This is a genomic window from Yoonia sp. R78084 (assembly GCF_044595625.1).
Classification (GTDB): Bacteria; Pseudomonadota; Alphaproteobacteria; order Rhodobacterales; family Rhodobacteraceae; genus Yoonia.
On record NZ_CP138993.1, the window covers coordinates 2,769,534 to 2,787,743 of the forward strand.

Consider the following 18,210-nt stretch of genomic DNA (forward strand, 5'->3'; position numbering starts at 1 on the left):
AACCTGACCAGCGTTATCGTAGCACGTGCACCGCACATTTTGCATGGCGCACAACTTTGGCCGCAGTCGACCCCAGCAAATAGTCCTGCATTCCAGGTTGATGGCTGGCGATGATAATGAGATCAACAGCGTTCTTTTCAGCAAAATCCAGGATGGTGCGGGACGCATGACCATCCACCACGACAGCGGTCGCGTTGTCGACTTCCGCCACCAAAGACTTGAGGGTCTCGACCATCTCGGCCTTCGCCGCCTCCAGATGGCCCGGAGGAAGGTATTGCGTCGCATATTGCGGAAGCTGCTCGATGACATGCAGACAGGTGATTGCGCCGGCCTCTTCACGCAGGGCTTTCGCCACATCCATCGCGCCTTGTGCGTTACGGTCCGCTTCGAACGAGACGGGAACAAGGATCTTCTTGTACATGGTGTGTTTCCTTTTCATGCTGAACCCAGTCTAGCCACGCTAAAAGACACACGCATTGATCTGGGTCACTCAGAGTCGAAGAGTATCACCTCACGCGGCAATTGTGCCGTCCGGACAGCACCAGAACGGGATGAGGGGATCTGATCCGACCACAGGTCGGTACTTGCATACCGGGGAGCCGAGCGACTCTGACAATTTTCAAATCCAACCTGTCTAAGACCAAAGACCATCCCTCGCCAAAAGCGCGAAGGACCAAACAGGCTTGTGAAACGGGGAGGTGTCAGTGGTGGCGCATTGCAAAACATCAGAAACCCGATAGGCTTGAATAATCCCAACTTTGGACCTTTGACCACGCAGGGAAACCAGATTTTACAGCAGCTAGGTCAATAAATGAAACGTCATATCGGAAAGATTTTTGAGTTCACTTTTGAAGGCTATCGGTTTTTTGGGCTGTGTGTCTATTTTGATGATAATTGTGGATACCTTTGTGGTTTTTCAAAGAAGCAGGAAGCGCTCCAGAGATGGACTGGGGATCTTAACAAAGATGACGATATCTCGCTCTATGCTTACATACGTCTCGATGCACTTATTCGCTCCAAGAATGCGGTTCGTGTCGCTACCTTAGCTGGTTTTGAACCCTTCCTGCCTCCTATGCGCGGCGGTGGAGGTAGGCGACCGGACGGGTCAGCTAAGTCTTGGGCGATCTATGATAGCAATGGTTGGAGGACCGTTGATGCAGACGAACCTGAACTACCCTATCTGTCTGAACGGGCAATTCTAGGGATCGGAAACATAAAGGATATTTTGGTGTCTGGTGTTAGCCGTCAGGATGAATTCGCGCAATCGCACTTGCGAGTTTGGTGATTTCTCAACGAGCAGGTTGACTTGCACAAAGGGTACCTCTGTCTGTTGCTCCCTCGTCATTTTAGCAGTCATTCTCGCTTCTCAAGCCACGTTCCAAATTAGAGACATTACTATCATGGAAGACATCAACCCAACTGTCGAAGGCGAAATCATATCAATCAACCTTAGTCTGTACGAGATTGAGATATGCTATATCCATTCAAAGACTGATGAGGTTTCCGGATTGGTTGCAAAGCACCCTATTCTTTGGTGTACTCTCCAGAAAGATTGGCTTGAGATGCAGCTTTACGATGTACAAGAGCGTCTCATCAATTCCAGAATTTCCAATCTTGTCTTGAGTAGTGGCAGAGCTCAGTTCCAGATTGGAGATGAATTCGTAGAGGTCGTACAGGAAGGCCCTACAGAATATCTAGAACTGTGGTGGGGCAAAGGTGACTCCCACCATAGGATCTATATCTGATCCCAATTTGTACCTGTCGCGCGCCACTTGTCCTTGCTTGCGGTCCACGGGTGAGTCAGGCTGAGTCTGCACACACGGCCCACAATCAGCAGCCTGATCCACACGGCGCTACCCAAGGCGGGGACCTCCATCAACTTGGGTTTTTTGATCAGTGCTGTTCCGGCACAAGAATCTCGCGCTTGCCGACGTGGTTAGCGGAACTGACCACGCCCTCTTCTTCCATCTGCTCCACCAGACGCGCCGCCTTGTTATAGCCGATCGCCAGTTTGCGCTGGATATAAGAGGTCGAGCATTTGCGGTCCTTGATCACAATCGCCACCGCCGTGTCATAAAGCGCGTTCTCGCTGTCCGATCCGTCACCAAGACCCAGCACCAGATCAATGCTGCTTTCCTGATCATCAGACGGGCCATCAACAACACCGGACATATACTCGGGCGGACCAAAGCCTTTGAGGTGGTTCACGATCTCTTCGACTTCCTCGTCGCTCACGAAGGGGCCGTGCACGCGGGTGATCTTGGACCCGCCCGCCATATAAAGCATGTCACCCATGCCCAGCAGTTGTTCAGCACCCATCTCACCCAAAATCGTGCGGCTGTCGATCTTCGACGTCACCTGAAACGAAATCCGCGTCGGGAAGTTGGCCTTGATCGTACCGGTGATCACATCCACCGACGGACGCTGCGTTGCCATAATCAGGTGAATACCTGACGCACGGGCCATCTGTGCCAGACGCTGGATGCAGGCTTCGATCTCTTTACCGGCGACCATCATCAGATCGGCCATCTCGTCCACGATCACAACGATGTAAGGCAGGACTTCAGGCTGGAATTCCTCGGTCTCGAAAATCGGATCACCGGTTTCATCGTCAAATCCGGTCTGCACCGTGCGGCTAAACATTTCACCCTTGGCCAGCGCGTCTTTCACACGGCCATTGAATCCGTCAATATTGCGCACGCCCATCTTGGACATCTTGCGATAGCGTTCTTCCATCTCGCCCACGACCCATTTCAGGGCAACGACCGCCTTTTTGGGGTCGGTCACAACAGGTGAGAGCAGATGTGGGATGCCGTCATAGACGCTGAGTTCGAGCATCTTGGGGTCAATCATGATCATCCGGCATTCTTCGGGGCTCAGTTTGTACAAGAGCGACAGGATCATCGTGTTGATAGCCACCGATTTACCCGAACCCGTTGTACCGGCAATCAGCAGGTGAGGCATCTTGGCAAGGTTCGCGATAATCGGCTCACCACCGATATCCTTGCCCAGCGCAAGTGGCAGTTTCTGGTTGCCGTCACCAAAGTCACGGTGCGACAGGATTTCACGCAGAACCACCTTTTCACGGTTTTCGTTGGGCAGTTCGATACCGATCACCGACCGGCCCGGCACGGTAGAGACACGTGCAGACAGCGCCGACATGGACCGCGCGATATCATCGGACAGGCCAATCACACGGCTGGCCTTCAAACCCGGCGCAGGCTCAAGTTCATACATCGTGACAACCGGACCGGGACGGACCGAAACGATTTCACCTTTCACGCCATAATCATCCAGCACGCTTTCCAGCATACGGGCGTTTTCCTCCAGAGCCTCATCGCTCAGGTGATGGCGCTGGATTTCGATGGGGTTTGTCAACAGACCCAGCGGCGGATGCTCATAGGTCGCATATTTGTCATCAAACTTCAGTGCAGGCTGCGCCTCGGCCTGTGCCTGACGCGAGGGCTGCGGCGGGCGTTTGGGCGGGTGCTGGACAACGCTGCGCGGCTCTGGCGCGGGCGGTGTGGGCACGCGCACCTCCGGAATTGGCATATGTGGCGCGGCCATCCGTTCCGTATCATCCGCACGGTCCAGCACCAGATCATCATCACTTTCCAGCAGGGCTTCTTCTTGCGGCGGTGTAAAGACCAGTGGCTGCGGCCCCCGCCCTGCGGTCAGAGAAGGCTCGATCCGGACACCCGTCGGGGATGGCGGCACGGCACGGTTCTTGATCGCATCAGCGATGCGCGCACTCACACGGTCAGCACCGCCTGCGGCAGGCACACCGTGCGCAACAGGTTCCCGCGTCACCAATTCAGGTTCCGGCATCGGGTCATTGCGTTTCAACAGACCGGACAGGAAACCACCCTGCGGCTCTGGCGCAGTGGCACGGGCCGGAGCAGCAAGCGGTGGTGCCGGTGGCATTTTTGGGACCGTCACAGGTGGCTGTGATGTGGGCATGAAGGGGTTCGCGCGCACAACGGCTGCGGCGCGCGCGCGCGCATCGTCGGCCAGTGGTGGCACCGAGAAGGGATCGTCCACGGCAGGCTCCTGCGCGCGGGCAGCGCGGATTTCATGCATTTGTTCGCGGCGGGCTTGTACGGTCGCGGTCATGCCTTGTGCGGCCTGCGCGGAAAGTGCCGCCCCTTTGCCAAGGACACGCAGCGCCATCGCATAAAGCATCACCGTGCCCAGAAAGGCAAAACGCCCGCCGGTTTTCAATTCGGGGCGCGTAAATCCAAGCACAAACGCCATGAGCGCCAGCAGCGCCACACCGGTCAGGAACGACAAGAGTTTCACGCCGAAGATAGCACCAAAGGGCACGATCGTCAGAATAACACCCAGAACGGTATCGCCGAAAAGACCGCCCAGACCAAAGTTGGCAGGCCAATCCACACCCGGCGTCAGCGTTGCGGCATGCACCGACGCCAGCACAATCGCAACCGGTGCAAAGATCACGCGGCCAATGGCGCGTTCCTGGCCGTGATGCAGAACAAAACGCAGACCCCATGTCAGCAAGATCACAGGCATGACCCAAGTGCCCAGACCGATCACCATCATCAGCGGTGCAGCCACCGACGCACCAAAATGGCCCAACCAGTTTTGCACAGGCGCATCTGTTGCGGAAATCCAGCTTGGATCATCAGGAGAATAGCTGCCCACCATCACGGCAATCAGCAGACCGACACAGATCAGGCCAATGCCCAAAAGCTCTTTGCTGCGTTTCTCGATCGCGGCCTGCGTGGTGCTGTCCAAAAGCGGGTCGCGCCGCCGGGATTGGTAAGATGCCATTACTCTTGTTCCTCAACCATATAAACAGTCGCGGATCAGGGTCAGACCGCGCTGCATTTCTTGTGTTGGGGCCACCATGGCGACCCGAATGTATGTCTTGCCGGGGTTTTCCCCGTTTGTCTCTCTGCTCAAATATGCACCGGGCAGCACCCGCACGCCGGTTTCCTGCCACAGCTTGACGGCGGATGTTTCGCCGTCTTCGGTCGGCAACCACAAAAAGAACCCCGCCTGCGGGGACTGATAGCCGTCCACATGGCCCAGAATATCATCCGCGATCTCGTACTTGCGGTGATAGAGGGCGCGGTTTTCGATCACATGCGCCTCATCGTTCCACGCAGCAGCCGCAACCGCCTGCAAAGGCTCGGGCAAGGGCGCACCCGCGAAGGCACGCAACAAACGGATGCGCTCCATCGACTTTGGCCCGCCCGCGCAAAAACCGGACCGCAGGCCCGGCAGGTTCGAGCGCTTGGACAGCGAGTGAAAGATCACAACGCGCTCGGGGTCAGCACCCATCTGCGTGGCGATCTGCAAGGCACCGGGGGGTGGCGTGTCGCGGTAAATCTCGGAATAGCACTCATCGGCGAAAATGATGAAATCATGCTTTTCAGCCAGCGTGATCAGATTGCGCCAATAGTCCTCATCCGCAACCGCGCCTTGGGGGTTGGCGGGCGAACAGATATAGGCAATTGCCGTGCGGTCCAGAATATCGACAGGCAAAGCATGGAAATCAGGCAAATGGCCTGTTTCTTTGACCGCAGGGACATAGACCGCCTCGGCACCCACAGACAGAGCCGCCACCGCATAGACCTGATAAAACGGGTTGGGCGTCAGGATCACTGGTGTGCCGTTCTTCTCTTCGCGGCAAAGCGCCATGGCGGCGTTATACAGCCCCTCGCGGGTGCCGTTCAGCGTCAGAATTTGGTGATGCGGCATATCCAGATCATAACGCCGCTTGAGAAAACCGCCGATCGCGTCCAGCAGAGCGGGTGTGCCGTAGTTATCCGGATACTTGCCAAAACCTGTCAGATTGTCCGCAATGATATCGCCCACAAAACCGGGGAACGCATGGCGTGGTTCGCCGATCGTCATGTTGATCGTCTCGGACGCCTGTGTCGGCACGTCTAAAAGAGCACGCAAGCGTGGCCACGTCGCTGCCGGAAGGTCCGAAAACCGCTCAGGAAATACCATAACTGCCTCAATTTACGGGATCATTTCGCCCCGCTTTTTTCCAAACTAACGCGGCAGTGGGCGTTCTGTCCAGAAGAAGGGATCAGTCTGCGCGGAATTTGTGGCTTTTCGGTCAGTTAGGGGGAAGAATGCGACAACCCTTTATCTACCCCAAAGCCCGCTCTGCCGCCGCCGCCAGCCGCAACAGCGCTGCCTCACTCCCGTTTCGTCCGTTGAACATGATCCCGCAGGACGGCACGCCCGTTGGCAGTGTCACAGAACACACATCCATCAGGTTCGCGATACGTGTATTGCGCAGGGCCAGCAGGTTCTCGGTCTTGTAATAGTCGTCGTCGGACAATAGCCGCGCGGCATCGGGTGGCAGGATCGCGGCGGTGGGCATGATCACCGCGTCGAATTGCGCTGTCTCTGCGGCATATTGCTTGCGGATGTCGCGCAGCAGGTTCCATCCGGCGCAGTAATCCGGCCCACTGACGGTCTTGCCGCCGCGCACCCGTTCAAGGATTTGCGGGAACATCTTTTCGGGATGCGCCTCGACCCGATCGCGCCACCAGCCATAGCTGTCGGCAGCGTAAAGATTGCCCGCCACGTTGAATGCATCGAAAAGCTGCGAAAAATAGCGGTGTTCGATCACGGCGCCTGCCGCCTGCAACCGAGCGACAGCACCGTCAAACGCCGCGCGCGGGGCATCGCGCACATCATCGGGCGCAATCGTATCAAGCACCATCAGGCGCACGCCCTCAAGGCTGCTCTCCGCAAGATCAACAGCGCGACTGCCCTCGAGCACGGCCAGCAAAAGCCCCGCATCCTCAACTGACCGGCACAATGGACCAACGGTATCAAAGGTCAGGCAGAGCGGCACGACACCCTCAAGCGACAGGCGCGCGTGCGTCGTCTTGAGCCCCACCAGATCATTCCACGCCGAAGGAATGCGGACCGATCCCCCTGTATCAGAACCGATACCGGCGGCAGCCAGTCCAAAGGCAACCGAAGCCGCAGCCCCTGACGAAGACCCCCCCGGCACGGCATCGGGATCATTCACGCAAGGTGGCGTCGCGGTGATCGGGTTCAGCCCGAGGCCGGAGAACGCGATTTCGGACATATGTGTCTTGCCCAGGCAGACCAGCCCTGCCGCCGTGGCGTTTTGCAACACCTCGGCATCCGTGTCCGGCACGCGGCCTTCCATCAGTGCCGTTCCCGCCTCGGTCGCCACTCCTGCGGTATCAAACAGATCTTTCCAGGACACCGGCACACCGTCCAGCGCACTCCGGCGCATCCCTGCCCTCGCGCGTTCCGATGCCGCCTGAGCCTCGGCGCGGGCGCGATCATGCGTCACACGGGCATAGATGCGGTCGCGGTGCTCGTGCGCATCAATCGCGTCCAGATAGACCTCGGCCAAGGCTATCGGATCAATTTCGCCCGCGCCAATCGCACGGCCCAGATCCGCCGCTGTCATCCATCGCCAGTCTTGCATATCATTCTCCTGTTCGTGGCCACGGTAGCGGCCAAGCAGCGCATGGACAATCCCGTCCCGACACGCATATTGCGAGGTATGAAAACAGATCTCATCATTGTGGGCGGCGGGCTCAACGGGCCAGCCTTGGCACTGGCAACAGCGCAGGCAGGATTTACCGTCACGATTATCGACCGCCTCCCCCTGGATACCCGTAAACGGGTCGGTTTTGACGGGCGCAGCTATGCGCTTGCGCTCGCATCCAAGCGGCTGTTGAGCGGCATCGGCATCTGGCCGCAAATCGCCGACAACGCCCAACCGATGCTGGAAATCAAAGTCACCGACGGGCGGGCCGGCGAAGGGCCGTCCCCCTGGATGATGCATTTTGACCATGCCGAGATCGAAGAAGGTCCCATGGGCTTTATGGTCGAAGACCGCCACCTGCGGCGCGCGTTTCTTGATGCCATGGCAAAAGACGACCGGATTACGCATCTGTCCGGCGAAACCGTTGTTGCGCAATCTGTCGATGCAGGCGGGGTGCAGGTCACATTGGCGTCCGGCACGCAGATCAGTGGCAAGGTGCTTATCGGGTCGGACGGGCGTAAAAGCGGCACCGCCGAACGCGCAGGCATCAAGCGCACAGGCTGGGGTTACGGGCAAACGGCGGTCGTTTGTGCCGTAAAACATGAACACCCCCACGGCGGTATCGCGCATCAGTTCTTTATGCCCGCAGGCCCTTTGGCGATCCTCCCCCTGACCAAGGACCGCAGTTCGATTGTCTGGAGCGAAAGCGATGCGCGCGCGCAGGCGCTGATGGCGATGAATGACGCGGAGTTTCTCGACGCCCTCCGCCCCGCCTTTGGCAGCTTTCTCGGGCAGATCAACCTAACCGGCGCACGTTTCAGCTATCCTTTGGGGCTGACGCTTGCCAACAGTTTCATCGCAGAGCGCACCGCATTGATCGGCGACGCGGCACATGGTGTGCACCCCATTGCGGGCCAAGGCCTGAACGCCGGTCTGCGCGATGTCGCTGCTTTGGCCGAGGTGCTGGAAAGCGCACGCGCACGCGGTGAAGACATTGGCGGCGCGCAGACACTGGCGCGGTATCAGACGTGGCGGCGGTTCGATACCGCGACGCTCGCTTTGGCCACCGACACGTTCAACCGGCTCTTTTCCAATGACAACCCACTGCTCCGCGCCGCGCGCGATATCGGCATGGGTCTGGTCAACGCTGCCCCGGGATTGCGGCGCACCTTTATCCGCGAAGCGGCAGGGCTGACCGGTGATTTACCGCGACTGATGCGCTGATCTGGGGTAGGTGTTACGCTAAACGGCGATGGTGAATATCAAATGCAAGTAGAGTGGTTGCCAAATTCAAGCGCGCTAATGGACGAGGCCGCGAGAAAAGTTGCAGTCACAGTCCCGTCTATGGATAGCCTGCTTTCCGATCTGAAAACCCGTTTTGAAAGGCGGCAAGGTTTTGCCCTCGCCACGCTGAACCTCGATCACGTTGTGAAATTGCGCGATGACCCCGCGTTTCGGACAGCTTATCTTGCACACACCCATGTCACGGCAGATGGCAACCCGATCGTCTGGATGTCGCGTATTGCGGGTGCGCCCGTCGACCTGCTGCCGGGGGCAGACCTGATTGCACCGCTTTGCGACCTGGCGGCCGCAACGAAGGTGCGTGTGGCGCTTTTGGGCAGCACAGAGGAAACGCTGAAAGCAGCGGCCCGTGCGCTGATGGCCCGCCATCACGGTCTAGAGGTTGTTCTATGCATGTCCCCCCCGATGGGTTTCGATCCGTCAGGCAGCCTTGCTGATAGCTACATTTCGCAACTCGCTGATGCCGACATCGGTTTGTGCTTTCTCGCGCTCGGCGCGCCGAAACAAGAGCTATTCGCCGCGCATGCGGTATCAAAAATTGACACCGTCGGGTTTGTGTCCATCGGCGCCGGACTGGATTTCATTGCGGGGACGCAAAAGCGCGCGCCAAAATTCATTCGTCTTATTGCAGCTGAATGGGTGTGGCGGCTTTTGACCAACCCGAAGCGGTTGGGCCTGCGATACGCGCGGTGCATTGCGGTATTACCACAGCTGTTTTGGTCCGCGCTGAGGGCGCGTTTGAACTCTCGGCACGCAGCTTGATCAAAGAGTGCAATTCTATTGGCAGGCCAATATAGTCGCCAGATATTGTATAGAATCATCGGATTTTCCGCGTGAAACAACACCTCAAGATCGATCTTGGTATTTTTGCCCACAACGAAGCGGCAAACATTGAATCGATGCTTTTGATGCTGCAACGCCAAGATATCTTTGACCTGCCAGATATTTCCTTTCGCGTTTTGGTTTTGGCCAACGGGTGTGATGACAACACAGTCGAATTAGCGCAGCAATCGATTGCCCGCTCGAAGCATGCCGCGCAATTTGAGGTCTGTGACATCGCATTTGGTGGAAAGTCCAGAACATGGAACAGTTTCGTCCATGATTTCGCCGGGGACGATAGTGACTTCCTCATCTTTTGTGATGCCGACATCGACATTCCGCAGCCGGACGCCCTACGCAAGATGATCGCTTTTATGGACTCGCGCCCACAACTCATCGCGTCATCAAGCCGTCCTGTGAAAGACATCGTTTTTACGCCGCATAATCTAAATCTGCGCGAAAAACTGATTGCCGCCGCCGGCGGTACGCTGGATGACTGGCGCAAAAGCATTTGCGGGCAGCTTTATAGTCTTAAGGGTGACGTCGCCCGAGGTTTCCATCTGCCAATCGGCCTGCCCGTTGAAGATGGTTTCGTCCGAGCAATGCTGTTGACCGATCTTTTTCGAAAACCTGAAGATCTTAATCTGATCGATGTCGATGAGACTGTCTTTCATGTTTACCGGTCTGAACGCAGTGTGCTGGCTTTGATCAGGCATCAGGTACGGATTGTAATAGGCAGCGCCCTGAACGCCATTGTCTTTGAGGCCCTGCGCGCGTCCGATACACCCCATACAGTACTGGAAACAGCCGCCAAGGATCCAGATTGGCTGGGCGCACTTTGTCGAGAAAAGCTTCCTCAACGGTATGGATTTGTCCCCCTCCATTTCCTCACGAAGCGCTTATCGGGGTTTTGGTCCTATACCCTCAAGCGGAAATTGGTCGTTCTCGTTGGATTTGGATTTGATCTGGTTGTCTATGTCATCGCGCAATTCAAAATGGCGCGTGGTATCGGGTCTGGCTATTGGTAGACTCGCGCGTTGACACAGTATCGTATTGTCCGCAACGATGCCCTGCGCCTCAAAGCCAACAAGACTTGATCCCACATTTGATCTCTTAGACCTCGCAATGAGGCAGCTATACTTCACGATTGATTTTCAGCAAAGACACACCGCTGCCCGTTTCGATACTTGGTACAACCCTTGTCATGAAGATGGATCTTGAGATGAATGCAGTCGTGTTCTTCCTATGACCGTCCCGTGAAGGCTGACAAAGGTTAAAAGGCATGGGCATCCGCTGAGGGCTAACCATTAAAGCGAGTGATCTGCTGCAGAGTGGTAGCCTCACTGCACGTATCATGCGATCCTCTGCTTCGACGCGCTTCGGCTTTGGGTTTTCCCGAGGCACAAGACTTCTGCTGAACGCGTTTTAACCCGCAAAGACCCCTCGATGGGGCAAAGAGGAGGTTATCTGGCTGCGGTCTGAAGTGTCGCGGAAAATTCTCTTGGGATCAGGCTTTCCTACTGATAGGAACCCAATTCATAGAATACTTACACGTGCTTGCCACTAATCCGCGTAGTCTACTTCGGCATCGTCAAAGTTGGTTCAGTAAGGATGAAGATGCCACCAGATAAACACTTAGAGGCTGCGCCCAGTTTCCGTCAACGGATCATCAAGGCAAGCAGCTGGAGCGTTCTGCAGGTGATGGGTGTCAACATCCTTCGCTTGGGCAGCAATTTGGTTATGACAAGGTTACTGGTGCCAGAGGTGTTTGGCCTGATGGCCTTGGTCGGCGTGCTGATTTCAGCGCTCAACCTATTTACTGATATTGGCATCAATCGGTCTATCGCTCGAGAGCCGGATGGAGACCAGGTTCATTTTCTACGCGTTGCTTGGGTCGTTAAGGCCGTGCGTGGTGTGCTCATTGCTTCCTGCGTCTTGATGCTTTCAATCGTGACATGGGTATTGGCGCCCATCTATGCCGCCGAAGGAACGGTTTACGCCAATCCAGACCTACCTATGCTCATCGCGGTATCTGCATTGGCGCCACTTCTCGCGGGCTTCAATTCGACAACAGAAGAACTTGCAGCGCGCCGATTGCAGATGCATTATTTGTCTCTTCTCGGCATCGGAACACAAGTCATTACCATCCTTGCGATGATTTGCTTTGCATTGTGGAGCCCAACGGTTTGGGCCCTTATGGCTGGGATGTTGGTCGGCACGACCATTCACCTGGTCGGCACGCACCTTGTCATTCCTGGACCGCGGATGGCTTATGCTTGGGACCCTGAGATTTCCAGCAGGCTTTGGCACTATGGAAAGTGGCTTATGGTCTCCTCGATTTTCACCTTCCTGGCGGTGAATGCAGAAAAGCTTTTGTTTGGCATCTTTCTTGACGCCACCACATTCGGGATTTTTGTCATTGCACTTTTCTGGATTGAGGCGGGCGTAATGGTCATCGTCAAATTGAGCGACGGTGTCGGCTTCCCTGTCTTAAGCGAGATGCTCCGCACACGACCACTGCAGGTTCCTCGGCTTTACCGGAAACTGCAAACGGGCATCGACAGTCTGTGTGTCGCCGCATTTCTGACCCTGTTTTTCCTTGGCCAGCTTCTGATCGACACACTTTATACGTCAACCTACCAACTCGCAGGCACCTATTTGACAATTCTAGCGCTACGTTTCCTGGCGGTTCGGTTCGACACTGTGAACGGGCTCATTATGAACCAAGGAAATAGCCTTGCGATGATGGTGGTATCAGCGGTGCGCGGGCTTTGGGTGTGTATAGCGCTTCCCATCGCATACTTGTATTTCGGGTTTCCCGCAGCGTTGTTGGTGATTGCCCTCGTGCCACTTGTAACCGTTCCGTATACGCTTTGGCTTGTCCAGCGCTACCTTGGTCTCAAGCAGATCAGTTTTGATATTCTCTGGTTTTTTCTGACGCTCATGATCGCTTATCTTGTGTATAGTCAGGCTTGAACTTCATCCGCTGTTGTCATCCCAAAAGGAACATGGCAGCCGTCCGCTCGCTTGATGTGCGAAGCTATTGGATTTAGACACATGGGTAGAAAATTAGCTTTTTGGGATGTGCCATGTTAATTATTTCCCATCGTGGCTTTTGGAAAACGTCAGCAGAAAAGAACACTCCTCAGGCATTTGTCCGATCCTTCGAGCACGGCTACGGAACCGAGACCGATTTACGGGACCTGGGAGGCCGGCTGGTTGTCTCGCATGATCCACCCGGTTCCGATGCGTTGGGGGTGGATGAATTGTTTCGTCAGGTGGCGGCTTATGATCCGGGACTAACCATGGCCCTCAACGTGAAAGCTGACGGGTTGCAGGCGTTGATATCATCGGCAATTGAGCGGCACGGGCTGACTGGCTGCTTTGTTTTTGACATGGCCGTTCCAGATGCTGTGCAGTGGCTGAAAACAGAAGTTTCTGTTTTTACCCGTCATTCAGACGTAGAGGAAATTCCGGCGCTTTATGATCAGGCTGACGGTATCTGGTTAGATGGCTTCTATAGCGATTGGTGGGACGTGAGCATCATTGGCAAACATCTTGGAGCAGGAAAGCGTGTCGCTGTTGTTTCTCCGGAATTGCACGGACGTAGTCATGCCTCACTTTGGAGCAAACTGAAGGAATCAGAATTTCGTCATAGTAATGACGTTATTCTTTGTACCGATATACCTGACGTCGCTAGCGAGTTTTTTGGTTCATGAAGATAGAAGCAGTCATTTTCGATATGGACGGTGTGCTGATAGATGCCAAAGACTGGCATTATCACGCTCTGAACCGTGCCCTTGAACTGTTCGGATATACGATTTCGCGCGCTGATCACTTATCGACATTTGATGGCCTGCCAACGCGCAAGAAGTTGGAAATGTTGAGCCAGGAGCGTGGTTTGCCAGTCGGGCTCCATGGGTTCCTGAATGACTTGAAGCAACAATATACAACAGATCAAGTACACACCGACTGTCATCCTATCTTTGTGCATGAGTTTGCGCTTTCCAACCTAAAGGCTCGTGGCTACAAACTGGGTTTGGCGTCCAACTCGGTTCGAAACTCAATCGAACTTATGATGGAGAAGAGTGCACTCAAGCCGTATTTTGACGTGATGTTGTCAAATGAAGACGTCTCAAAATCGAAGCCTGATCCTGATATTTACTTGACTGCAGCACGCATGTTGGGGGTCGCGCCCGCGAACACTTTAGTTGTCGAGGATAATGCTAACGGCATCAAAGCGGCAGAGGCAGCGGGGTGCAACCTCTTGGTGGTGCAAAGCATCTATGATGTGCAAATTGATCGTATCCTTGGTGCAATTAGACGATTGGAGGAGCAATCTTGAAAGTTGTCATTCCCATGGCGGGGTCAGATGATCGGTTTAAGCAATATGGCTTTCCGTTTCCAAAGCCAGTCGTCGAGATCGACGGGCGACCTTTGATCGAACATGCTTTCGATTGCCTGCGTATGACCCCGGCATCAGATTTCATCTTTGTAATACGTAAGGAAGATGACATACGATTCCATTTGGGCGATGTCCTTCGGCTGCTTGATCAAGACTGCACTATAATTGCAGTAGATGGCGAGACTGCCGGTGCAGCTTGCACAGTTTTATTGGCTGTCGAGCAGATTGACACCGATGAGGAGTTGATCATCGCAAACGGTGACCAGATATTGGGTTTTGACCTGAATGAAGTTGTCGTAGGGTTCCGTGATCGCGACCTTGATGCGGGGACGATCGTGTTCGATAGTGTCCATCCGAGATGGTCCTTTGTCAAAACTGACGCGGACGGGATGGTCATTGAAGCGGCGGAGAAGCGCCCCATCAGCCGCAATGCGACGGCGGGTGTCTATTACTTTCGCAAAGGCTCGGATTTCGTGGCAGCGTCGAAAGCGATGATTCAAAAGAAGGCGATTGTGAATGGCGGATATTTTGTCTGCCCATCATTCAACGAATTAATCCTCAAACAGAAGAGGATCGGCATCAAGCAGATCGAACGTGAGCAGTATACTTCACTTGCCACACCGCAAGCTATCGAGGAATTCGAGAAGCTGTTGCTTGCACGCAAACGGGATGCAGCAAAGTGAAGAAATATCTTTTAGACAATATGACGAAAGGCTGGTTCGTCGGTAACTTTGATCCGGCGGTTCTGAAGACTGACGCCGCGGAGGTTGCAGTAAAATCCTACAGCGCCGGCACTCTAGAATCTAAGCACTTTCACAAGGTTTCTACAGAAGTAACGGTGATCGTATCTGGAGAAGCGCGGATGAATGGGACACGCTATGTTGCTGGCGATATCATCCGCATTGATCCTGGCGATGCTACTGATTTCGAAGCGTTGACGGATGTTACGACTGTTGTTGTAAAGCTGCCTAGTGTCGATGGGGACAAGTTCGTATGTTGAACATTGTTGTACCAATGGCAGGACGAGGCAGTCGTTTTGCCAAAGATGGCTATACTCTCCCCAAGCCACTCATACCGGTTCAGGGTTACCCGATGATTCAGGTTGTCATCGATAACCTGCGCCCCTCAAGATCACATAGGTTTCACTTTTTGATTCTCCGTGATCACGACGAGACCTACGATTTGGCAAATATGCTCATGAGTTGGGCGCCCGGATCGACGATTACTTATGTCGATGAGGTAACGGAGGGTGCTGCTTGCACCGTTCTGCTTGCGCGCCAGGAAATCGACAATGAAAACCCGCTAATGATCGCAAATTGCGATCAGTATATAGACGCGTCTATCGATACCTATCTTGAGGATCTGGATGGGGCTGATGGGCTGATCATGACCATGTGGGCGGATGATGCGAAATGGTCTTTTGTCCTTCGGGACGACACTGGTCGTGTAGTAGAAGTGATTGAAAAGGAAGTTGTCTCGAATGAAGCGACCGTCGGAATATATAATTTCGCGCGCGGTGCCGATTTCGTAAGTGCTGCCGACGCAATGATTCTGGCCAACGAACGGGTCAACGGCGAATTCTATGTTGCCCCAGTCTACAGCAGACTGGCCGCCGCGGGCGCCAACATTCGCTGCCATTCAATTGGAAGAGTTGGAGCCGGGATGCATGGCATCGGCGTGCCCGCTGATTTGCGAGAGTTTGAAAACAGTCTTGTGTCCAAGAAGTTGATGGAACGACTTCCTCCTTTGAAGAAGGGAGAGTAGGCTTGGGCACCAGCGAATTTTTCAACAAAGTCAGCAACAAGGTTGCCCAGCGTTTGCTTGATGGGTCGATCGATTGGCTGAACAAGCACTCAAATGAATATACGACATATCGAAAACGGCCGAAGTTCTCCGATGCCATCCGGACCCAAGCTGACCGTCCTATCGATGTAGAAAAAATGGCAATCGTCATGCAGGGCCCACTACCTGTGCCAGACAATTTCGCCTATGAGACCCTGAAGATTTATCGTCGCCATATGCCTGACGTGCAGTTGATTTTGTCAACTTGGGCAGACACGCCTGATGAACATCTTGAAGCTATTCGCGGATTGGGAGTTAAACTGGTCCTGTGTGAAAAGCCTGAAAATCCCGGTCTTTTTAACATCAATATGCAACTCACGAGCGCAGGGGCTGGCATAAAAAAAGCGGTTGAGGAAGGCGCTGTATGGGTTCTCAAGACCCGCGTAGACCAACGGCTATACAACCCCAATGTAATGTCGGAATTGGCATCAATGGCCAAGACTATGCCGGCAACAGGTGGGTTTGATCAAAAATACCGGATCTTTGGTGTGGGGTATGGGTCCCTCAAATATGCACCTTATCACGTGACAGACCAAACAGTGTTCGGTCATGGTGATGACATGCTGAAGTACTGGACACCTCCACTTCGGGAAGGAAATCCACCTGCACATTTTCCGGAAAGCGACAAGGAAATCTATCATCAGGTTCCCATTGGTGAAGAGTGCCGTCACGCCGCTCCCGAAAGCTACTTGGCGTCCCAGTACTTGACAAGAATAGGTCGTCATCAAGACTGGACGATCCAAGACACCTGGGCCGCATTCCGGGACTGTTTCTGCTTTGTCGATTATCAAAGCACAGACTTTTTCTGGCAAAGAACACAGACTTGGACTCGCTTGGAGCTGATGCATGAATATGGCATGGTTTGGACACGTCATGAGATGACGTTCGCGCATTGGATGCTGCTATATTCGGGCGCACTCTCTCCTAAAGCAGCTGCCCGCTACGAAGCCGCGCTTGATCAGCTATTTATGAGTGAAATTGACACTGACGTGTAGGTGCCGATCAGAGAACGGTGTTTGAAGCTCGAGACGGAGGATCGTTCAATGAGAGTTCAATCTTTCTAATTTGAAAACACCTGCCAGGCGACATCTTGCATTCGGGCAGCCTGGCCTGGTCATGCGCTGGGTGCACTCTGAAAGCCGCATGACATCTACACGCGCACGGTTCGTTCCATTTAAGAACAGGGCCGGAAGCGGTCCAACTGCACCTCGGCTAGCCGATACAAATTACCAATCAAGCCCCATCTACAACTGATTGTCGTGAAACCTGACAACGCGACAAGCTTGATCAGTCAATCGATCCTGACCCGGTGCAATTTCTTTTGGGGGAGGAGGCAGGTTGTTAGCGGTTGTGAGGCAGCGATGATAATCGGCATCAGCTTGACCTGACACGGCATCTTAAATAGCTTGATATCAGTAGTTTTCCTTAGAGTGAGCATTATGTCGAGTTTCCTCCCCATTGATCCAGAGACGCTCAGTTTTGACCATGGAGCAACAAAAGAAATTGGGGCTTCTCTCGCTGCCGATTACCAGTCAAAAACACCGTATCACTACATTTGTGTCGATAATTTCTTACCGCTGGAGATGGTCACCCGCGTCCGGGAAGAGGCGCTTCAGATGGGAGAGAAGAAAGCCGAGAACGACAGCCCCAACGAAAAGCTCAAGACGTCATATAACCCTGATCGCATGCCGCCCTACTCTAAGTCGGTTTTTCACGCGCTAAATTCTCGCCCCTTCATCCAATTCTTGGAAAATATGTCTGGGATCAAAGGCTTGATACCTGATCCATATTACGGCGGTGGCGGCGTGCACCGCACAAACACGACCGGCTTTCTAAGCATTCATGCCGACTTTAACTATCATCAGATTATGAATTTAGAACGTCGTTTGAACGTGCTGATTTACCTCAATCCAGACTGGAAAGAGGAATATGGCGGATCGTTTGAAGTATGGACCGACGATATGAGCGAAAAGGTAGACTCTTTCGTCCCCATAATGAACAGGATGTGCTGTTTTTCCACAGGCGCCAACACAATGCATGGCAACCCGGAACCTGTGAACCACCCCAATGGTGACCCCCGCCTTTCTATTGCGTTGTATTACTACACCGCAACTTGGGAGGATGGACGTGTCGCGCAATCAACAGTCTTTAAACAGCGCCCCGGCTCTAAAGACGCCGCGAGCAGTGAAGCGGTCCTGCGCGTCGTGCGTGAATTTGTACCTCCGATTGTTTACCGAAAGTCCATGAACTTGCTTCGTAGGCTGCGCCGATAGCGGTGAGGCAAGGCGTTTCGTTTCGTCCGTTTGTGCTAACTCGGGGACGGATT

17 protein-coding genes are annotated in these 18,210 nt (G+C 54.3%); 13 read left to right on the forward strand and 4 right to left on the reverse strand.

Features of this window, described 5'->3' with window-relative positions; translation table 11 throughout:
• Positions 1-13: 13 nt before the first annotated feature.
• A complete protein-coding gene (locus SJY29_RS13960; protein ID WP_400083884.1) occupies positions 14-421 on the reverse strand; it encodes a universal stress protein in 408 nt (135 codons plus the stop codon).
• Positions 422-811: 390 nt separating this feature from the next.
• On the opposite strand from SJY29_RS13960, the gene SJY29_RS13965 reads away from it, so the two are divergent.
• Both SJY29_RS13965 and SJY29_RS13970 read left to right on the forward strand, forming a co-directional pair.
• Entirely contained in the window at positions 812-1,285 is a 474-nt protein-coding gene (locus SJY29_RS13965) for a hypothetical protein (RefSeq protein ID WP_400083886.1), read from the forward strand.
• A gap of 115 nt (positions 1,286-1,400) precedes the next feature.
• A complete protein-coding gene (locus SJY29_RS13970; protein WP_400083888.1) occupies positions 1,401-1,745 on the forward strand; it encodes a hypothetical protein in 345 nt (114 codons plus the stop codon).
• Between the two features lie 148 nt (positions 1,746-1,893).
• Here SJY29_RS13970 and SJY29_RS13975 read toward each other — a convergent pair whose 3' ends face one another.
• The 3 genes from SJY29_RS13975 to SJY29_RS13985 all read right to left on the reverse strand — a co-directional run bounded on the left by SJY29_RS13975 (position 1,894) and on the right by SJY29_RS13985 (position 7,453).
• Positions 1,894-4,791 carry a DNA translocase FtsK 4TM domain-containing protein gene (locus SJY29_RS13975; RefSeq protein ID WP_400083890.1) on the reverse strand — a complete coding sequence of 966 codons (2,898 nt, stop codon included), beginning with the start codon at positions 4,789-4,791 and terminating at the stop codon, positions 1,894-1,896.
• A gap of 12 nt (positions 4,792-4,803) precedes the next feature.
• Positions 4,804-5,979 (reverse strand): aminotransferase class I/II-fold pyridoxal phosphate-dependent enzyme, encoded by a 1,176-nt coding sequence (locus tag SJY29_RS13980; protein ID WP_400083892.1) that lies wholly within the window; start codon positions 5,977-5,979, stop codon positions 4,804-4,806.
• Positions 5,980-6,124: 145 nt separating this feature from the next.
• Positions 6,125-7,453 carry an amidase gene (locus SJY29_RS13985; RefSeq protein WP_400083894.1) on the reverse strand — a complete coding sequence of 443 codons (1,329 nt, stop codon included), beginning with the start codon at positions 7,451-7,453 and terminating at the stop codon, positions 6,125-6,127.
• A 42-nt stretch (positions 7,454-7,495) separates the two neighbouring features.
• On the opposite strand from SJY29_RS13985, the gene SJY29_RS13990 reads away from it, so the two are divergent.
• The 11 genes from SJY29_RS13990 to SJY29_RS14040 all read left to right on the forward strand — a co-directional run bounded on the left by SJY29_RS13990 (position 7,496) and on the right by SJY29_RS14040 (position 18,157).
• A complete protein-coding gene (locus tag SJY29_RS13990; RefSeq protein WP_400088938.1) occupies positions 7,496-8,740 on the forward strand; it encodes a UbiH/UbiF/VisC/COQ6 family ubiquinone biosynthesis hydroxylase in 1,245 nt (414 codons plus the stop codon).
• A 120-nt stretch (positions 8,741-8,860) separates the two neighbouring features.
• Positions 8,861-9,580 carry a WecB/TagA/CpsF family glycosyltransferase gene (locus SJY29_RS13995; RefSeq protein ID WP_400083896.1) on the forward strand — a complete coding sequence of 240 codons (720 nt, stop codon included), beginning with the start codon at positions 8,861-8,863 and terminating at the stop codon, positions 9,578-9,580.
• A gap of 71 nt (positions 9,581-9,651) precedes the next feature.
• A complete protein-coding gene (locus tag SJY29_RS14000; protein ID WP_400083898.1) occupies positions 9,652-10,665 on the forward strand; it encodes a glycosyltransferase in 1,014 nt (337 codons plus the stop codon).
• Between the two features lie 589 nt (positions 10,666-11,254).
• Positions 11,255-12,613 carry an oligosaccharide flippase family protein gene (locus tag SJY29_RS14005; protein WP_400083899.1) on the forward strand — a complete coding sequence of 453 codons (1,359 nt, stop codon included), beginning with the start codon at positions 11,255-11,257 and terminating at the stop codon, positions 12,611-12,613.
• 113 nt (positions 12,614-12,726) lie between these two features.
• Entirely contained in the window at positions 12,727-13,356 is a 630-nt protein-coding gene (locus tag SJY29_RS14010) for a hypothetical protein (RefSeq protein ID WP_400083901.1), read from the forward strand.
• Entirely contained in the window at positions 13,353-13,982 is a 630-nt protein-coding gene (locus SJY29_RS14015) for an HAD family hydrolase (protein ID WP_400083903.1), read from the forward strand. The genes SJY29_RS14010 and SJY29_RS14015 overlap by 4 nt, the downstream gene beginning before the upstream one ends.
• Positions 13,979-14,725 carry a glycosyltransferase family 2 protein gene (locus SJY29_RS14020; RefSeq protein WP_400083905.1) on the forward strand — a complete coding sequence of 249 codons (747 nt, stop codon included), beginning with the start codon at positions 13,979-13,981 and terminating at the stop codon, positions 14,723-14,725. Before SJY29_RS14015 ends, SJY29_RS14020 begins: the two co-directional genes overlap by 4 nt.
• Positions 14,722-15,042: a hypothetical protein gene (locus SJY29_RS14025; protein ID WP_400083907.1), complete on the forward strand. Its 321-nt coding sequence runs from the start codon at positions 14,722-14,724 to the stop codon at positions 15,040-15,042. The genes SJY29_RS14020 and SJY29_RS14025 overlap by 4 nt, the downstream gene beginning before the upstream one ends.
• On the forward strand, positions 15,036-15,806 hold the full coding sequence (locus tag SJY29_RS14030; protein WP_400083908.1) for a glycosyltransferase family 2 protein: 771 nt from the start codon (positions 15,036-15,038) through the stop codon (positions 15,804-15,806). The genes SJY29_RS14025 and SJY29_RS14030 overlap by 7 nt, the downstream gene beginning before the upstream one ends.
• Before the next feature lie 2 nt (positions 15,807-15,808).
• On the forward strand, positions 15,809-16,879 hold the full coding sequence (locus SJY29_RS14035) for a WavE lipopolysaccharide synthesis family protein (protein WP_400083910.1): 1,071 nt from the start codon (positions 15,809-15,811) through the stop codon (positions 16,877-16,879).
• Positions 16,880-17,323: 444 nt separating this feature from the next.
• A complete protein-coding gene (locus SJY29_RS14040) occupies positions 17,324-18,157 on the forward strand; it encodes a 2OG-Fe(II) oxygenase (RefSeq protein WP_400083912.1) in 834 nt (277 codons plus the stop codon).
• The last annotated feature ends 53 nt before the right edge of the window (positions 18,158-18,210 follow it).